We start from the raw sequence: 15,227 nt of genomic DNA, 5'->3' as shown, positions 1-15,227 counted from the left end.
CGATTTTGCTTCCCCCTCCCCATCCCGCGCTTCGCCAGCGGGTCAGAGCCGCAGGCCGCAGGCAGCGGCTTCGCCTAAAGGAGTGAGGAAAATGGAAGCGACAACTGACCAGATCGCCACCGTTGCGGCGCTGAACGACATTGCGCGGCGAACGATGGGCGTGACTTGTCGCACCGTGATTACGCAAGGCATCGCGGCGCTGGACGAGAATACGCAGACCGACATTCTCAAGATGATCGAGGGCTTTGAGGATTTCACACCCGACAACGACCCGCACGGCGAGCATGACGCCGGTTTCCTTTATCGCGACGTGATCGGCCAATGGCATACCCGCTGGACCGACGACAGCGCGCGCCCTGCCCTCTCGGTCATGTGGAAGTTCGACTATTACGACCGCGATCTTGAATTTGGCAGCGCCGAACCGTGGAACCCCGATGCCACAACCCGCGTGCTCACCATTCTCCTGACCAGCGAATATTGAGGGAGGCCACCATGACCAAATCGGCCCCGGTTATCGAGCTTAGCTGGCGTGATGAGAATTACGGTTCCGTCTGCGCCGTCGCCGCCTTCCGCAACTATGCGGGCACATTGGATTGGAGCGACCGCACCCACCAGCGGTTTCGCGGATGCCTGAAACGCGCAGGCTTCGCCTTCCACGATGGCCGGTGCAGCTACATCGCCATCAGCGGCACCCGCGAGGATCGGCAGCGCGCCCTTTGTGACGAGCTGGCCCGCGCAGGCTTTCAGATCGACAGCGGCGACGTGAGGGCAGAAGCATGAACCGCGAACGCCGTAAGCAGATCGTCGCCGCCCGCGCGCTGATCGACAAGGGCAAGGCCCTGTTGGACGAGGCGCGCGACATGCTCGAAACCATCAAGGATGACGAGCAGGCCGCCCGCGAGAATCTGCCCCCCAGCCTTGAGGACAGCGAACGCGCGCAGGCGATGGAAGCCGCAATTTCCGAACTGGAAAGCGCGATTTCATCCCTTGAAGACTTCGACGCCGACGAGATCGGCACGCAACTCGACACCGCCAGCGAATAGGAAGGATTGACCATGCAACCCATGCGCCACCTAGATCGAGACACGCGCCGCGCCCGCCTTCTGGCGGCGCGCACGCGCCCCGTCGGCGGCATCAACCGGCGCGGCATCTTCACCGGCCATTGGGACGGTGGCGATGTTGTGCGCCAGTTTCGCGGCGACAACGGATCATGGATTGGCCTTGCCGCCTACAAGGCGAAGGATGAGCCGGAGCCGCAGCCATGAAGATCAGCAACACGGCGAGCGCCGTTCGCGTCACCCTTTCCCCCACAGAGATCAGCGATTTGCAATTTGTGATCGAGGCGGCCGAGCGCGCGGGGCATTACATGCCCGCGCGCGTCCCGAACATCATGGCGGCGCTGACGCGCGGCGCCGACGATGTTCGGATGAAACAGGCCATGAAGCGGGCGGAAAAAGATCGCGTGACGCGGATCGAGCAGGACCGGCGCGGGCGCGAACGCCAATTCATGCTAGGCGACCGATACAGCGTCATGGCGAGCCGCGCGGACTACGCCGATGCGTCTTCTGATCCGGACGCGCGCCAATGGGTTGACCTGGTGTTTCATGAAATCATGCAGAGGCCGCTTCCCGATCAATACGAACTCCGGCGCGACGTGTGGCGTGTCCACGTTGTCCAACTGGACGGCGGCACGCTCGGCGCTGTTGTAGGTGGCGATTGCACTCAAACCGCCGACCCCGCCGAAATTACTTCCGTAGCGGAGCAGCTGATCGCCCGCTTCGAGGGCAGAGCTTGACGCGCGTGGAGCGGTGGCAGCTGCCACCGCTCCAGAGAGATCTAGAATCTGGCGATGAGAGGCAGCAGCGCCGCCGCTTGGCTTCCCAGGACCGGCACCCAATAATTCGCGGCGCGGTAATCAGGGCCGTGATCGACCGCCATCACCCCAAAGACATATCCGATCATCGGCAGCGTCCACAGCAGACGCCCGCCCAGGTCCACGCCCATCAGCACCAGTGCGACGCCAAGCACGGCCCAAAGCGGAATCAGTCGTTCCATGATTTCGCGATGACGGACTATTCGCCATGCGCTTTCCCGGTCATCGGCGCTAACCTGCGATACGAGGCCCATAGCTTCCCCTTTTCATCAACGGTCGCTGGCGATGATCCCACGGCTTTATGAAAATATGAAGAGCGTTTCGCGCGCGTTCCCGCCAATCCGTTGTATAGCCTTCATCGAGCGAGGGCGAGGGACTGTGACAGCGGCCCTTCGCAAATCCTCTCGCTCAAAGGAGGTGATGTGATTTGACAGCATATGAAGCAGCTCAATTGACGATCGCAGCCATCGCGCTCGTGATCGCAATTGTGAAGCTGGGGAAGTCCGATAAGGGCTGATCCAGCGGGGCGGGTGGTCTGACAGGGCCGCCCGCCCTAAATGTTTGAACCCGCCGTGTGACAGCACGGCGGGTTCAGGTAGGTGCGTGAAATGAATCAGCACACGAAGCATTGCCTATATAGCCCTTTTCCCTTGCCAATCCAATAACCGGCGCGCGCGCGGCGCGTTCCCCTCCTGTTCCGTTTGGCGCATAAGCGCCCAATGGCCGCGAACTACAACCGCCCCAAGCCCATTGATCCTATCTGGTATCGGCAAGGCTGCTATCTGCGAATCCAGTGCGCTTGCGGTCGCCGCGTCGTCGCCCCGCTGGGCGACTTCGCCCGCTCGCGCCGCATCTCTTTCGATACTTGCATTTACGAGCTGATCGCGCGGCTTCGGTGCAGCCAGTGCCGCCGCAAACCTTATGCGGACGTGTCGCGCAACCGCTCGGGCAACTAAAATGACGGAGGATCCGATTGTTTGGATGCTTCCGGCGCTATCCGTTGGGCATGTCGCCGGCGACATGCCGCAGCGCCCGCTAGGTCGCCGCTACGCTATGACCTAGCGGGCGCTTTTCCCTAGATTGAGGCGGCAATGCCGCCGCGTCCGCTGTCCGACTTTGGGGCCTGTTCCTGCCCCCTGCCGCAAGGGCTGGACCGTCTCGGCCGCTATGCGGCCTCGCTTGGCGATCAGGCGGGTTTCCCCGCCCTTCCTTCGCTACGCTCCGTGCAGGACGGGTGATCCCCCTCCCCCCTGATCGGCCCTGATTTGCGGCATTCCCCGGCCCTGCTCGCCGCTGGGCAGAAGTCGATGACCCGTCATCGCCTTCGGCTCCATTCTAGGCAGGGAAAACAGCACATGACCGACATTCCGCTGGCAACGATTCTTCGGATCAACGCCGCCCGCACCATCCCGCTCGCTCGCTATGAGGAAGAGGGCAATTTCGACCGCTTCGGCTACATCAAAGACCTTGCCGAAAATCATGGCGCTGACCTTCCCGCCGTCATCGAGGTTGCCGACCTACTAGGGCCGGATGAAGATTTTGACGGCCTTGTGACCACCATCGAGGACGCCGCCGAGGGCTTCGGCTTTGGTGCTCTTATTGTCGGGGGGGCGTGAGCATGGGCCAGGAGCTTATGACGCCCGCGCAGATTGCGGATATTTGCGACGGCCGAGACAAGGCCATAGCCCTTTGGCTGAGCCTCTATGACAACTACCATGCAACCCGCGACGAGGCGGCGCGCCTGACCCTTGGCGGCGCACTGTCGCTGTCATGTGGCCGCGACTGGACCGAGGACACGTTGACCCGCGCTTTTATCCAGTCGCAGCCTATCGACCAGCGCGACAAGGAGACGGGAGCGCGCAAGACCATCGACGCACGCTACAATTTCGAGCGCGTCTTGACGCACACGATGGACCGCCGGTGCTGGGCGGCCCTCATGGAGCAGCTGGGTTTTGACCAGCTGCTAGACCAGCAGGCCCGGAAGGAGTTTCATGACGGCTTGCGCGATGATCCCGTGCCGTTCACGCCCGACAACTGCGCCGCGACTTTCGGGAATATCTGGACCAACCGGCGCGACCTTTATTTGCGCGGCATCGCCAACGTCTTCGCCAAGCTGGATCGCCGCTTTCGCTCGCACAACGGTTTCAAGATCGGCGCGCGTCTCATCATCGACCGCGCCTTGAACGAATGGGGATCATGGGACCGCTACGAGCGCCGCGACACGTTGCGGGACGTGGAGCGCGTCTTTCTGGAACTGGACGAAAAGCCCCCTGTTTCAGAGGGCCAGAGCATCGCTTCACAGGTTGCCGATGCCGCGCGCGTGCGCGGATCGCTGCCAACCGTGATCGAGGGCGACTATTTCCGCGTTCGCGTCTTCAAGAATGGCAATCTGCACATATGGTTTGAGCGCGACGACCTTTTGCAGAACGTGAATCTGTTGCTCGCGGAATACTACGGCGAGGCTATCGGTGACGGCTATGAGACGACCGAGGCCGAAGCGGCCCCGGCCTATCATATCACGCCCGCCAAGAACTTCGGCGCGTTCATGACTTCCCCGGAGATCGCCGCCCAGGTCATCGAACATGCGAGGATTAGCACAGGCCAGCGCGTTCTAGAGCCTAGCGCGGGGAAGGCCGCGCTTGCTTCGGCCGCGCGCAACGCCGGTGCCGATGTAACTTGCGTGGAGCTGCAACCCGGCTTCGCCCATGAACTACGCATAATCCATGGCTTTGCCGATGCGATCGAGGGCGATTTTCTTGCGCTGGACCCGGCCCATTATGCACCGTTCGACGCGGTGATAATGAACCCGCCTTTTGATCGAGGCCGCGACTGTGACCATGTGCGTCATGCCCTCGCCTTTCTCAAGCCGGGAGGCGTGCTGGTGGCGATCATGAGCGCGCGGGCAGAGTATGGCGAGGATCAGCGCCACAAGGCGCTACACCGCATGATCGCTGCTTGCGAGGCGATCTATTTCCACGGCCGCAAATGGATCGACCTTCCCCCCGGTTCTTTCGCCCACGCCGGAACCAACGTGAACACCGTTTTGCTTGCGATCCGCAAGCCTGGCTGATCGGTGCAGGCGGTGGCAGCTGCCACCGCCTGTCCTGGCGCAGATTGAGGCGGTAAGCCGCCGCGCTGATTTGTCGCGTTTGGGGCCTGTTCCTGCCCCCTGCCGCAAGGGCTAGACCGTCTCCGCCGCTGCGCGGCTCCGCTTGGCGATCAGGCGGGTTTCCCCGCCCTTCCTTCGCTCCGCTCCGTGCAGGACGGGTGATCCCCCTCCCGCCTGACCGGCCCCGTTTGCGGCATTCCCCGGCCCAGCGTCGCCCGCTTTCGGCAGAAGTCGATGACCCGTCATCGCCTTCGGCTCAATTAGGAAGGGAAAGCCCGTGAAAATCCGTATCTACCGCCAGACCGAGCAAGACTTTGACCGGATCGAGATCGAGGGCGCGACCTTTGAAACCATCGTCAACCGGGCAGCGGTCGAGGGGCTTCAATGCAGCGGTTACAACAGCAATCCGAGCCAGCGGCTTGAGTTGCAGGGCGCACCGAAATTCAAGGGCGTTTGCGGTCCTATGTGGGATGGCGATGCGATCCGCTACGAGTGCAGCGCCACCTATGCGGAGTTGAGCGCATGAGCGCCGCCGCCGCGATCCGCACCGCGCAGGCCGACGAGCTGGGCGACCAGATCATTGCCGCAGGCTTCGCGCCGAACGGCTTTCTGCTGGACATTAACGGGGCGCTTGATGTGCCCCGCGACTTTCCCCTTTCCGCGCCGTGGAATCTGCCGTCGCGCCTGTTCCAATTCCCCATTGAGGTTATCCGCGCAGAGCAGGACGAGCCGCGCAAGATCGGCCTTCGCCATCCTTTGCTTGCCGCCCATCCTTTTGTGCAGCACGTCGAGCGCGCGCTAGGGATCGAGATCGCTCGCGATGGCGTGACGAACCGCCACGGCTACAGCAATCGCGCTCATTCGCTCTGGCATCATGCGGTGGACCTTATCAGCGCCGGGAAATGGCGTGACTTGCTGGAAACGCAGGAGTTCACCGAGCCGCGCAACATCTTCAATGCCGTTGTCTATGGCCTGACCTACTCGCACCATGAGGACAAGAAGGCGAGCGGCCACATCAGCACCGGGGAGGCCCGCCAGATCATGCGGGAAATGGGAGCGACCGAGCCGACCGATCGCGCCGCCATGCTGCGCAGCTTTTCCGCCCCGTCCCCGTGCCAGCAGGATCGCGGGGCCGAGCATTGGCCGATCAATCTTCACGGCCCATGCGCCGAGGATAAGGCATGGTCCTTCATCGTCGGGATTGAGGACGGTTGGTTCTCCTATGACCGTTCGGGTTTCCTGCAATGGTCCCCCAAGGGCCGCGACCGCTATGCCGCAGGCGATAGTGACAGCTACACCGAGGCGAGCGGCCAGACCGCTTTCGCCTTTTGACGGGATCGAGCATGGCACGTCATTGCATCCGAGAACCCCGCTACATTCCCCCGGTGCAACGCATCGGGGAACAACCCGACCTGTTCGGCGGCCCGACCCTTTCCCACGTTGCCGAGCGTAAGGGGCCGCCGAAAGGATGGCAGCGCCAGTTGCAGAAATGGGGCCGCTGCACCGTCATTGCTGATCTTGAGGCCGCACCTTTGCCCGCAATTGAACCGGCCCCGCCCCCGCCTCCGATTTTCCTTGTCGCTTGCGTAGCGGCGAAACTGGACCGTCCCGCCCCGGCGCGCGATCTTTACATATCGCCATGGTTTCAGAAGGCACGCGCCTATGTCGAAAGGCAGGGAGGGCCATGGTTCATCCTGTCCGCAAAGCATGGCCTGATCGCGCCGGAAACCGTGATCGCGCCTTATGACGAGACGCTATGCGCGATGAAGGCAAGCGCGCGCCGCCTTTGGGGCGCGCGCGTGATCGAGGCGATGGCCGACCAGATCGACGCCGCTGCGCCGCTGATCGTTCTCGCAGGCCGACACTATCGCGACCCTTTGTGGCCGCAAATCGAGCGGCGCGCGTCCGCGCCGATGGAAGGGCTTGGGATCGGCCAGCAACTCGCTTGGCTCGCTCAAGAATGGTGACGGAGTGCAGCTTGCCGTCAGGCGGTTTGACACCTTAAATTAGCCTGTGATTATGGACGCCCCCTCAGAACCCTTGTGGACGCAAGATCAGGCCATTGCCTATGAGGCAGCGCTTGAGGCGATCAATGACGTGATCGCCGGTTACAGCGAACAAATTGCACTGGAACAGGACCGTCAGAAGCCAGATGCAGCGCGTATCTCGTGGCTTGAAATGCGGACGGATCATGCGTCCGCAACCAGTCATGCCCTTACCGTCACCGATGATGAGAATGTCCGGCAAGCACTGCTGGAATACAGCGCCATGGTGCGGGCGAGGGAAGCCCCAAGGTAGCGGTCTGCCCTTCGGGCAGGCGTTGATTTGTTAAATCCCCCCGTCAGTGTCCTCCTAGCATGAGGGACGCACCAGGCCGCATCAAGGATCGGCGGTCCCCCCAATTTGCTGCGCAAATCGGCTCCCCCACCGCCCGCTAGCGCGGCCGCTTCGCGGTCCCTGACCCGACCCGGCGCGACCCTCCCCTTGGCCTTGCCAATTCCGGCAACAAGGAGGTTGTTATGTCTCATCGTCTGTTCGCTCAGCTGGCTTTCGAGCGCGCGCTTGGAAATGCAGCGATCGACGCCTTGAGGAATGCGGTCAACGACAAGGACCATTTCGATGCGGAGAGCATGTGGCCGAAAGATCCGATGTTCATCGGCAAGACGAGCGCCGACATCGAGGCTGTTTCGGCCGAGCTGGCGCAGATCATTGCGGATCGCATCAAGGATGTGCTGGACGGTCCCGGCATCCGCAACATCGAGCGCGGCGAGTGCTTTGATCCGCAGCTTGTCGCCTTAGTCCTAGAGGCCAAAGCAAAGCGCGGCCAATCCGGCTGACGCCGGGGGGGCGGGCCTGGCCCGCCCCTTTTCGCCCGTTGACCGAAACCGATGATCTCGGTGCCCCATCCAGTGCGGGCCTAGAGCTTATCGTTTAACGCTGGCTGCATTTTAGGTCGATCGCGCCCATTGTGAGCTGCGAAGGCGAACCGCCTTCGCGCGCCACTTCCTCATCAATGCAACGTTGCCTTGGGCTGCGCGTGTCCTTGGGCTGTTCTTCCACAACGTAAACGGTGCGGCCATCGGGCGTGACTACGGTTCGCACCGGGGGTCTGTTCGTGCGACTAGCCCCCGGCTGCGCCGGCACCACATACACGGTGCGGCCATCTGGCGTAGTGACGACGCGCGGGTGTTCTCTGGCAGACTGCGCGGCAACCGGCGCTGCGATCGAGAGCAACGCGCATATCTTCAATGAATTTGCCGCTACGCCCATACGCCTTCCTCACCAACCATCAGGATATGAGCCTGCGCGCCACCGACCGCAAGCAAGCGATCACAATAAGTTGATTGGCGTCGGCCCGCCCCTTCGCGTTACTTTTCAGGGGCGGGGAATGATCCCGCTAACGGGAGCCGGATAACCGCGAGGACCGGTCCCACAACCTGAAAAGGAGAGAGCCATGAAAATGGCTGTTCGCGCCATGCTTGGCGCATTGGCGACGCTTGCCCTGGCAAGCCCATCGTTCGCAGCGACCGTTGCACCAACGAGCTACCCGTTCACCCTCAAGGGAGGTGGGAACGTGGTTCAGGGCAGTAATATTTGGGCTTGCGGTTGGACTTGGCAGGCGCAAACCACCTCATCCACGGGCGGAACAATTTCCGGCGGTGTCGGAGATACCAATCCGAATTGCGGCCAGCTTTCGGTGCCCGCCACCACCTGGTCAGCTACGTCAGCTACGACCGGGGTTCTGCATGGATTCAGGATCATTGGCGGCAACCTCAATGGTTGCAGCACGTCGCAGAACGTGCCCTTCACCATTATGAAGAGCGGAAACAACGCAACGTCGTTCTTTTTCAATTCGGTGAATTTCGGGTCTAGCTGCAACTACAATGCTAACCTCAACACCGGGGCCGCGCTGACCGTAACTCCGTAGCCGCGTGCACGGGCCGGGGCATCGAACCCCGGCCCGTGCAATCTCTTCTCTCTGTGTGTCGTGGCATTTTGGCATGGGTGCGCGCCAGCTTTCAAGGATCGGCGGTTCCCCCAATTTGCTACGCAAATCGGCTCCCCCACCGCCCGCTAACGCGGCCGCTTCGCGGTCCCTGACAGCCGGCGCCGGTGCCCATGCCGGGTGTCTCCCGTCACCAACGAGAAGGAGAACCGGATGCACATCAAATTGTTTAGAGCACTGAAAGCGGCTAATCTGTCCGACGACGCCGCAGCGGAAGTTGTAGAGGCTATTGAGGAGTATATCGCCGTGAAGGTTCAGGAGGCGAACAAGGGAATCGAAAGCAAGCTGACGGCGCAAACCTGGGTCATCGGCAGTGTCGGTTTCGTCCTCGCAGTCATCGGCCTCGCGCCCGCATTCATCAAACTGTTCCAGTAAGACAAAGGGAGGCTTCGGCCTCCCTTTTTTTGCCGAACCGCCCGATTGTCAGGAGACGCAAATTGACCGACTTCGCACAAGCACGGCTCGATATGTTCGAGAGCGGTTTATTCGGCCAGGGCAATGCTTTCTGGCGCTGGATCGCCACGGACGAGGCACGGCCCTATCTGGCCGCGTTTGCCGCCGATCGCGCGCCTCCCCGTGAGGGCGAGTTTTTCGCGGTCGATCTTGCCGCAGAGGATCTACTTGATCCCGATCATCTGGCCGAGCTGGCCCAGCACATCGAGGCGGCGCACGGCTAGCGCCATGCGCGGGGTTTATCCGCGAGCGGCTTTGCGCTGTTGCTCTGCCACGTCGCGGATCATAGCTGCCCAGCATCCCAAGATCATGCCCTCTTCGTTATCGACTTCGCTTGTCGCTACCGCATAGATACCCAACAAGTTTGCGACCTCGCCCGTCTCGACAATGCCTTGGCGCGCAAGCAGCGTGGCAAAAATCGAGAGTGCTCCCCCCATTGCCCGCACCAACGGCGCATCTTGTGGCAGGCGGTCAAATTCGCGGGGCGGGTTACTGGACATAGATCGTTCCAATCAAATAAAGCGACTGCCTTTCAGGACTTATCGTCGGAAGTGCTATCCGCTGCCAATAATTCGACAACCGATAATCTGAAAACATCGGCAAGGCTCTCCAAGGTCGCAAGCGTTGGATTGCCTTGTCCGCGAACCATGTATGAAATATGCGACGCCGCAACGCCCGAGCGTTCGGACAACTCCCCTTGAGTTATGCCTAGTTTCTTTAGTTCGCGAGCGATGTTGGCCCCGAGCTGGGTCATCAACGGCGATGTTCGTTTCAGGTGTAGGGTTGGCATCGCGCTCGTTTCCTTTTCGCTAGGCGCAGAATGTCGGTTCCAACGGCATGGCGCAATAGGGTTGCTCAAACGGCTTTCTGCGCCATGGCTTTCGCGCCTAGCGCAGATGGTATAGATTGTGCGCCATATTTGGACGAGCGAGGTTCAAACCCTGCATGGACGGTCAGGACGACGCGATGAAATCGGCCATGGAGCTGTTCGCAGCTCGGCTTGCAAAGCGCGATGTGGAGAGGCCGATTACCGACCATCGAACCATCGAGCGGTTGATCGCGATGCTGGAGCCGCATGAGCAACAGGTTGTCCGCTTGCGGATCGGGCTTGGCCCCTCTCCCGCGCTCACTCTAGCCGCGACTGCAAAGATCGTCGGTGTGTCGCCAAGCCGCATCGGCCAAATCGAGGACAAGGCATTCCGAAGGATCAGATGGGTCTGCAACAACATAGACATTCACGATCGTTCGGCGTTGGATGCTTTGATCGCGCGCCGGCATGATGAAGCGGCTGAGGCCGAGCGGATCAGGAAACGCGATGCCTTGCAAAAGGCGCTAGATCAGGAGCGGAAGCGCAAGGCCAAGCAAGACCGGGATGAGGTCAGGCGAGCGAAGGCGCGCGATTCCGCTTGGAACCGTAAACTACGCATGGCGCAGGCTGAGCTTGATCGGATGAAATCCGACGCTCAGTTTTTTGCCGAACAGATCGCTCAAATCGAGCAGCGCGCTAATTGGCTGAGGGCAATTTTGCCGCGCGACCGCCAATTAGCGGCGCTGCGCGAACAGGCCGATGAAATCCGCGATGCGATCGCGAGCGCAGAAGCCAGCATATCCAACATGCTGGCTTCTCCCCCGGATGGTCCCCAGCTAGGCAAGGAAGCTTCAACAAACGATGGCCACTGATATTGAGCCGTCCCCTGCCCTCGCGCCGCAGATCGCCCGCGTTTATTTGCGCGTCAGCACCGATGCACAGGACTTACGCCGACAGGATGCCATCGTGGCCGAGGCGAAGGCAGCGGGCTATTATGTCGCGGCAGTCTATCGGGAGAAGGCATCGGGTGCCCGTGCCGACCGCCCCGAGTTGCTGCGCATGATTGCCGATCTTCAACCCGGTGAAGTGGTGATTGCCGAGAAGATCGACCGGATTAGTCGTCTTCCCTTGGCCGAGGCCGAGCAACTGGTTGAGACAATTCGTGCGCGAGGCGCGCGACTTGCCATCCCCGGCGTCGTGGACCTGTCCGACCTCGCGGCCGACGCCGAGGGCATCGCCCGCATCGTGCTCGAATCCGTTCAGGCGATGCTCTTGAAGATCGCCCTGCAGATGGCCCACGACGATTACACCGATCGGCGCGAGCGACAGCGCCAAGGTATCGCCTTGGCAAAGGCCGCAGGCCGCAGTGGAGGGCGCAAAGGCGATCGGGCAACGCACGCCCGCATTGTGGCATTGCGCGAGGCGGGCAAGAGCATCGCCAAAACCGCAGAGCTGGCCGATTGCGACCGCAGCACCGTCAAGCGGGTATGGGCGGCCCACCGTGCCGCCCAGGTGCAAGAACCCAGCCCTCAACGAAATCACCATGAGCGGAATCGCTGATCGCCCTTTCTGTTCGGCTTCAAGCCGGTGGCAGCTGCCACCGGCAGTCCCCTGCCCGCGTCATCGGACTACCAGCCAGGGCAAGAGCGGCGGAACCGCGACAGGGTTTTCCAATCGCCGCCGCGCCGATCGAGCGCAGCGACCTATGAGCGCCAATGGCCGGTGGCAGCTGCCACCGCCGCCAGTCCAAATTGCTGCATCTACTCGGGCCGTTTCCTTTGGGCGTTGCTGTCTGACGGATACGAACTCCGCATCACCACTAATGCGGGCAAGCAGAAAACCGGCCTTCGGCCTTGGGTTTCCGCAAGCGGACCCTCCCATTTTCAGCTTGCCCGCGTGGCTCAGCTCCGCCGCAAAAAATCCGTCAGCAACGCTTATCCAAAGGAGACTACCATGCAGAACATCGCTGAATTTCGGATCATCGGCCGCGTTGGCAGTGTCGATACGACCGATAAAGTCACCCATGTTTCCGTCGCCGCGAACTACAACCGCAAGGATGGCGATGAATGGAAGACCGATACGCACTGGAACCGCGTGACGTTCTTCCGCCAGCTGGCAGAGCGCGCCGCTGACTTGGGCAAGGGCGACCTGGTTCACATCACCGGACGGGTCCGCCAGAACAGCTACGAGAGCAATGGCGAAACCCGCTACTCGGTGGACCTGATCGCTGAGGGGCTGGGTATCTTGGCTCGGGGCGGGGCTGACTAAGCCCCCTTCCTTTACCTAAAGCGGGCGGCCTGGTGGCCGCCCTTTTTTGTGGACAATGCCATTTACAGACCCTAACAAGAATAGGGTATAACTATGCGAGGCATCTGTGGCGGCCAAACTGTTCAATCGTGTAGCGAGCTTGCGCGTCGCTTCCGGACTTACGCAATCCGAGCTGGCAGCGAGGATTCAAGTCTCACCTGAAACAGTCGCGGCCATCGAGAACGGCAGGCAGGACGCCACTTTGCTGACGGCGCTCCGTATGTCGCGTGCCCTGCGAACCGAGGTGCCGAACATCTTCAGGGAGCAGCCTTTCCCTAAGTTGATCGGCTCCGAGCGAGGCGAGAGCCGAACAGCTTAGGAGGCCGCTATGCGCCGTGAGATTGCCAGCAAACTTCGGCGCGCAGCCAGCGTGCTACGGACTGTCATGCTTTGGGCATCGCTTGCCCTGTGGCTTGCGATCGCGGCAATCGCGCTGATCGTCGTCCTTGCAGTCGGACTCGCGGCCTATTTCGCTTTTGGCTGGCTCGGAGTGGGAGCCGTCGCCGTCTTCGTGCTGATCGTTTTCTTCGGCAAAGACCCACCGACCGAACAGACCGGCCCGCGCCGCAAGGGCAAGGGCCTCAACCTGAATGACGATCCGAACCCATGGTATATGCAGTCGCAGTATCGCTTCGGATCGGGAAACAGCGCCGCCCATAACCGCTGGCACAAGTAGCCCGTGGCGCAGCCATTGAAGGGATTCTCAATGCGAACAATCGTAGTGACCAATGAGCGCGGCGGCATCGGCAAGACCACGCTTACCTGTCATATCGCGTGGCATCTGGCCGAGCAGGGCAAGCGTGTCGTGGTCCTGGACCTGGACAAGCAATGCCACAGTGCCGGGATGCTGAAAGCGGAGTTCGAGCAGATCGGCCCGGTTCAGTCGATTCTTGACTTCGAGCCGAACAAAGAACCTCCGGCGCTGGCCTGTTTCAAGAACACACGCCAGATCGTCGAGTTGACGACTGACAGCCCGCAGCAAGGCCAGCACATCGGCGCTTATGTCCGCGCCATTCGTGCCGGCCTTGCCAAGCACTACGACTACTGCGTGATCGACACTGCACCCGCGTGGGATGGCCGGAACCTCATGGCCTTGATTGCGTCCGATTATGTCGCGGTCCCACTGGACCCCGACAAAACCGCGCGTCAGTCGCTCAACGAAATCTCGCAAAGCATCAGCCTTGCAAACAAGGTGCGCGGGGAGGGGAACGCGACCCGGTTCGGGATCGTGTTCAATCGCGTTCAGACAACGAGCGAAGTTTCAAAAATGCTGATGGACCGCATTGGGCAGGCGCTTCCTGCCAATGTGGTGCCGCACACCATTCCACACCGCGAGCACATGCGCGAGGCGGCTCTACTCGAAGTTCCCGTTTGGCGCTTGGCAAAGGACACGCGGCGTAGCGCGCCGATCGTGCGCGAAGTCGTCTCCTACATTGTCGATCAAGCTGAGAGGGAGGCCGCATGAGCAAGGCAGCTGTCAAACCGGCGAAGAAGAGCTTTGCCGACTTCGATATGGACGCGATGGACTTTTCGGCCGTCCCCGCGAATACCGAGTTCAAGGCCGCTGGACGGTTTCAGCGCCTTCCGCTCGATGACATTGATCCAGACCCCACGCAGGTTCGCCGAGAGTTCGACCAGGCCGAGATTGATGCACTGGCCGCGACCATCAAGGACCGCGGCTTGCTGCAACCCATCGTTGTCGCGCCAACGTCGAATGGTCGCTACATCATCCGCTACGGCGAGCGGCGCTATCGCGCGTGCCGCCAGCTTGGTTTCGATCAGATCGACACCGTTCTGGATCAGGCGGACGCCGAACGCGATATTGGCCTCGACCAGTTTCTTGAGAACGAGCAACGCCAAGCCCTGAGTCTGGCCGAGCGCGTCAGTTTCATCGCGAGCCGCGTCAGTGATACGCTCTCGACAAAGGATCTAGCCGCGCGCATCGCCAAGCCGCATTCGGAAGTGAAGCGGCTCTACTCGCTGCGCACCTTGCCCGAGGACATTCTCGCCGCGTTGAAGAATTGTTCTCCGCGTGCCGCCGTCGCGATCAAACACGCGATCGAGCTGGACGAGCAGGCTACGCGCAATTTCGTGGTCGCAAACGAAAATCCAACAGCCGCCGCCTGTGAGCAGTTTCTTGCTACGCTCCAAGGCATTCCCGAGGAAGAGAGTGCGCAGGCCGGTGCCGCTAAAGCGATTGACGATCCAGCGCCGCCCCAAACTTCGCGCGCGCCGGTGGCAGTTGCCACCAGTGCGACGGATGAACGTCAGGAGCGGCCCGAACCGGATGCCCGCGCCGACGAGCGGGAAGGGGAGGGCGCAACGCTTGCCGATCCTTCCGATCACAAGCCGCGCACCCCTCGTCAGCCGAAAGAGGCCACCGACGCACCGGCCATCATCATTCAGGGCCGTCGCGGGATTGTTCTAAGCGGCCAGGTTACGGTTCGGTTCGACGGCGAGGCCGCGCCCCAAACCTTCGACTTCTGATAGCTTTTACCGTCCACGTTCACTCAGCATCGAGGCGACGTGGAATTTAGAGCGGTGGCAGTTGCCACCGCTTTTTGTTTGTGGGGTAGGTATCTACTGTATGGCAGGATAAGCCTTGCGGCGGCTAATGTTAACCGTTACGCTCAATCCCATCGGATCGCGCTTCACGGTTGGGAGATACCTA

The 15,227-nt window shown here is 61.4% G+C and carries 26 protein-coding genes; 23 read left to right on the top strand and 3 right to left on the bottom strand.

Going from position 1 to position 15,227, the window contains the following annotated elements; genetic code table 11:
* Window positions 1–91 precede the first annotated feature (91 nt).
* The 5 genes from BHE75_RS22760 to BHE75_RS22740 are packed head-to-tail and all read left to right on the top strand — an operon-like array spanning window position 92 to window position 1,795.
* A complete protein-coding gene (locus BHE75_RS22760; protein WP_056379706.1) occupies window positions 92–481 on the top strand; it encodes a DUF3768 domain-containing protein in 390 nt (129 codons plus the stop codon).
* A gap of 11 nt (window positions 482–492) precedes the next feature.
* Window positions 493–780: a hypothetical protein gene (locus tag BHE75_RS22755; protein WP_056379703.1), complete on the top strand. Its 288-nt coding sequence runs from the start codon at window positions 493–495 to the stop codon at window positions 778–780.
* Window positions 777–1,043: a hypothetical protein gene (locus BHE75_RS22750; RefSeq protein WP_056379701.1), complete on the top strand. Its 267-nt coding sequence runs from the start codon at window positions 777–779 to the stop codon at window positions 1,041–1,043. Before BHE75_RS22755 ends, BHE75_RS22750 begins: the two co-directional genes overlap by 4 nt.
* Window positions 1,044–1,055: 12 nt before the next feature.
* Window positions 1,056–1,265 (top strand): hypothetical protein, encoded by a 210-nt coding sequence (locus BHE75_RS22745; protein ID WP_056379700.1) that lies wholly within the window; start codon window positions 1,056–1,058, stop codon window positions 1,263–1,265.
* Window positions 1,262–1,795 carry a hypothetical protein gene (locus BHE75_RS22740; RefSeq protein WP_056379698.1) on the top strand — a complete coding sequence of 178 codons (534 nt, stop codon included), beginning with the start codon at window positions 1,262–1,264 and terminating at the stop codon, window positions 1,793–1,795. The genes BHE75_RS22745 and BHE75_RS22740 overlap by 4 nt, the downstream gene beginning before the upstream one ends.
* 41 nt (window positions 1,796–1,836) lie before the next feature.
* Here BHE75_RS22740 and BHE75_RS22735 read toward each other — a convergent pair whose 3' ends face one another.
* Window positions 1,837–2,127 carry a hypothetical protein gene (locus BHE75_RS22735; RefSeq protein ID WP_022684644.1) on the bottom strand — a complete coding sequence of 97 codons (291 nt, stop codon included), beginning with the start codon at window positions 2,125–2,127 and terminating at the stop codon, window positions 1,837–1,839.
* A 465-nt stretch (window positions 2,128–2,592) separates the two neighbouring features.
* Between BHE75_RS22735 and BHE75_RS22730 the strand changes: the two genes are divergently transcribed.
* From BHE75_RS22730 to BHE75_RS22685, 11 genes are all read left to right on the top strand, one after another.
* The gene (locus tag BHE75_RS22730) at window positions 2,593–2,829 is read left to right on the top strand and encodes a hypothetical protein (RefSeq protein ID WP_056379696.1); all 237 of its coding nucleotides are present in this window, start codon (window positions 2,593–2,595) and stop codon (window positions 2,827–2,829) included.
* Between the two features lie 399 nt (window positions 2,830–3,228).
* Entirely contained in the window at window positions 3,229–3,489 is a 261-nt protein-coding gene (locus BHE75_RS22725; protein ID WP_056379694.1) for a hypothetical protein, read from the top strand.
* 2 nt (window positions 3,490–3,491) lie between these two features.
* Entirely contained in the window at window positions 3,492–4,943 is a 1,452-nt protein-coding gene (locus BHE75_RS22720) for a DUF4942 domain-containing protein (RefSeq protein ID WP_226998749.1), read from the top strand.
* Between the two features lie 316 nt (window positions 4,944–5,259).
* Window positions 5,260–5,508 carry a hypothetical protein gene (locus tag BHE75_RS22715; protein ID WP_021223029.1) on the top strand — a complete coding sequence of 83 codons (249 nt, stop codon included), beginning with the start codon at window positions 5,260–5,262 and terminating at the stop codon, window positions 5,506–5,508.
* Window positions 5,505–6,314 carry a hypothetical protein gene (locus tag BHE75_RS22710; RefSeq protein WP_056379693.1) on the top strand — a complete coding sequence of 270 codons (810 nt, stop codon included), beginning with the start codon at window positions 5,505–5,507 and terminating at the stop codon, window positions 6,312–6,314. The genes BHE75_RS22715 and BHE75_RS22710 overlap by 4 nt, the downstream gene beginning before the upstream one ends.
* Window positions 6,315–6,325: 11 nt before the next feature.
* Complete coding sequence (locus tag BHE75_RS25335; RefSeq protein WP_031293059.1) at window positions 6,326–6,949, top strand: DUF6884 domain-containing protein; 624 nt, start codon at window positions 6,326–6,328, stop codon at window positions 6,947–6,949.
* Window positions 6,950–7,022: 73 nt separating this feature from the next.
* The gene (locus BHE75_RS22700) at window positions 7,023–7,280 is read left to right on the top strand and encodes a hypothetical protein (protein WP_020819824.1); all 258 of its coding nucleotides are present in this window, start codon (window positions 7,023–7,025) and stop codon (window positions 7,278–7,280) included.
* A gap of 221 nt (window positions 7,281–7,501) precedes the next feature.
* Window positions 7,502–7,819 (top strand): hypothetical protein, encoded by a 318-nt coding sequence (locus tag BHE75_RS22695; RefSeq protein ID WP_021223033.1) that lies wholly within the window; start codon window positions 7,502–7,504, stop codon window positions 7,817–7,819.
* A gap of 617 nt (window positions 7,820–8,436) precedes the next feature.
* Window positions 8,437–8,910: a hypothetical protein gene (locus BHE75_RS24320; RefSeq protein ID WP_072598985.1), complete on the top strand. Its 474-nt coding sequence runs from the start codon at window positions 8,437–8,439 to the stop codon at window positions 8,908–8,910.
* A 231-nt stretch (window positions 8,911–9,141) separates the two neighbouring features.
* Window positions 9,142–9,363 (top strand): hypothetical protein, encoded by a 222-nt coding sequence (locus BHE75_RS22690; protein WP_004213291.1) that lies wholly within the window; start codon window positions 9,142–9,144, stop codon window positions 9,361–9,363.
* 62 nt (window positions 9,364–9,425) lie between these two features.
* A complete protein-coding gene (locus BHE75_RS22685; RefSeq protein ID WP_056379691.1) occupies window positions 9,426–9,665 on the top strand; it encodes a hypothetical protein in 240 nt (79 codons plus the stop codon).
* A 15-nt stretch (window positions 9,666–9,680) separates the two neighbouring features.
* Here the strand turns inward: BHE75_RS22685 and BHE75_RS22680 are convergent, their stop codons facing one another.
* Window positions 9,681–9,941: a hypothetical protein gene (locus BHE75_RS22680; RefSeq protein ID WP_226998750.1), complete on the bottom strand. Its 261-nt coding sequence runs from the start codon at window positions 9,939–9,941 to the stop codon at window positions 9,681–9,683.
* A 32-nt stretch (window positions 9,942–9,973) separates the two neighbouring features.
* On the bottom strand, window positions 9,974–10,195 hold the full coding sequence (locus BHE75_RS23785) for a helix-turn-helix domain-containing protein (RefSeq protein ID WP_226998751.1): 222 nt from the start codon (window positions 10,193–10,195) through the stop codon (window positions 9,974–9,976).
* 191 nt (window positions 10,196–10,386) lie between these two features.
* Between BHE75_RS23785 and BHE75_RS22675 the strand changes: the two genes are divergently transcribed.
* The 7 genes from BHE75_RS22675 to BHE75_RS22645 all read left to right on the top strand — a co-directional run bounded on the left by BHE75_RS22675 (window position 10,387) and on the right by BHE75_RS22645 (window position 15,043).
* Window positions 10,387–11,121: a sigma factor-like helix-turn-helix DNA-binding protein gene (locus BHE75_RS22675; protein WP_056379686.1), complete on the top strand. Its 735-nt coding sequence runs from the start codon at window positions 10,387–10,389 to the stop codon at window positions 11,119–11,121.
* Window positions 11,111–11,809 carry a recombinase family protein gene (locus tag BHE75_RS22670; RefSeq protein WP_021223037.1) on the top strand — a complete coding sequence of 233 codons (699 nt, stop codon included), beginning with the start codon at window positions 11,111–11,113 and terminating at the stop codon, window positions 11,807–11,809. Before BHE75_RS22675 ends, BHE75_RS22670 begins: the two co-directional genes overlap by 11 nt.
* 393 nt (window positions 11,810–12,202) lie before the next feature.
* Window positions 12,203–12,517 (top strand): single-stranded DNA-binding protein, encoded by a 315-nt coding sequence (locus BHE75_RS22665; RefSeq protein WP_056379684.1) that lies wholly within the window; start codon window positions 12,203–12,205, stop codon window positions 12,515–12,517.
* Between the two features lie 106 nt (window positions 12,518–12,623).
* The gene (locus BHE75_RS22660) at window positions 12,624–12,875 is read left to right on the top strand and encodes a helix-turn-helix transcriptional regulator (RefSeq protein WP_007016081.1); all 252 of its coding nucleotides are present in this window, start codon (window positions 12,624–12,626) and stop codon (window positions 12,873–12,875) included.
* A gap of 9 nt (window positions 12,876–12,884) precedes the next feature.
* The gene (locus tag BHE75_RS22655; protein WP_226998753.1) at window positions 12,885–13,232 is read left to right on the top strand and encodes a hypothetical protein; all 348 of its coding nucleotides are present in this window, start codon (window positions 12,885–12,887) and stop codon (window positions 13,230–13,232) included.
* 30 nt (window positions 13,233–13,262) lie between these two features.
* Window positions 13,263–14,021 carry a ParA family protein gene (locus tag BHE75_RS22650; protein WP_191225260.1) on the top strand — a complete coding sequence of 253 codons (759 nt, stop codon included), beginning with the start codon at window positions 13,263–13,265 and terminating at the stop codon, window positions 14,019–14,021.
* Entirely contained in the window at window positions 14,018–15,043 is a 1,026-nt protein-coding gene (locus BHE75_RS22645) for a ParB/RepB/Spo0J family partition protein (protein WP_056379680.1), read from the top strand. The genes BHE75_RS22650 and BHE75_RS22645 overlap by 4 nt, the downstream gene beginning before the upstream one ends.
* Window positions 15,044–15,227: the final 184 nt, after the last annotated feature.

This window comes from Edaphosphingomonas haloaromaticamans (assembly GCF_001853345.1).
GTDB lineage: Bacteria > Pseudomonadota > Alphaproteobacteria > Sphingomonadales > Sphingomonadaceae > Sphingomonas_E > Sphingomonas_E fennica.
The sequence above is the reverse complement of the archived record's forward strand: the minus strand, read 5'-3'. Positions and strand labels throughout refer to the sequence as shown.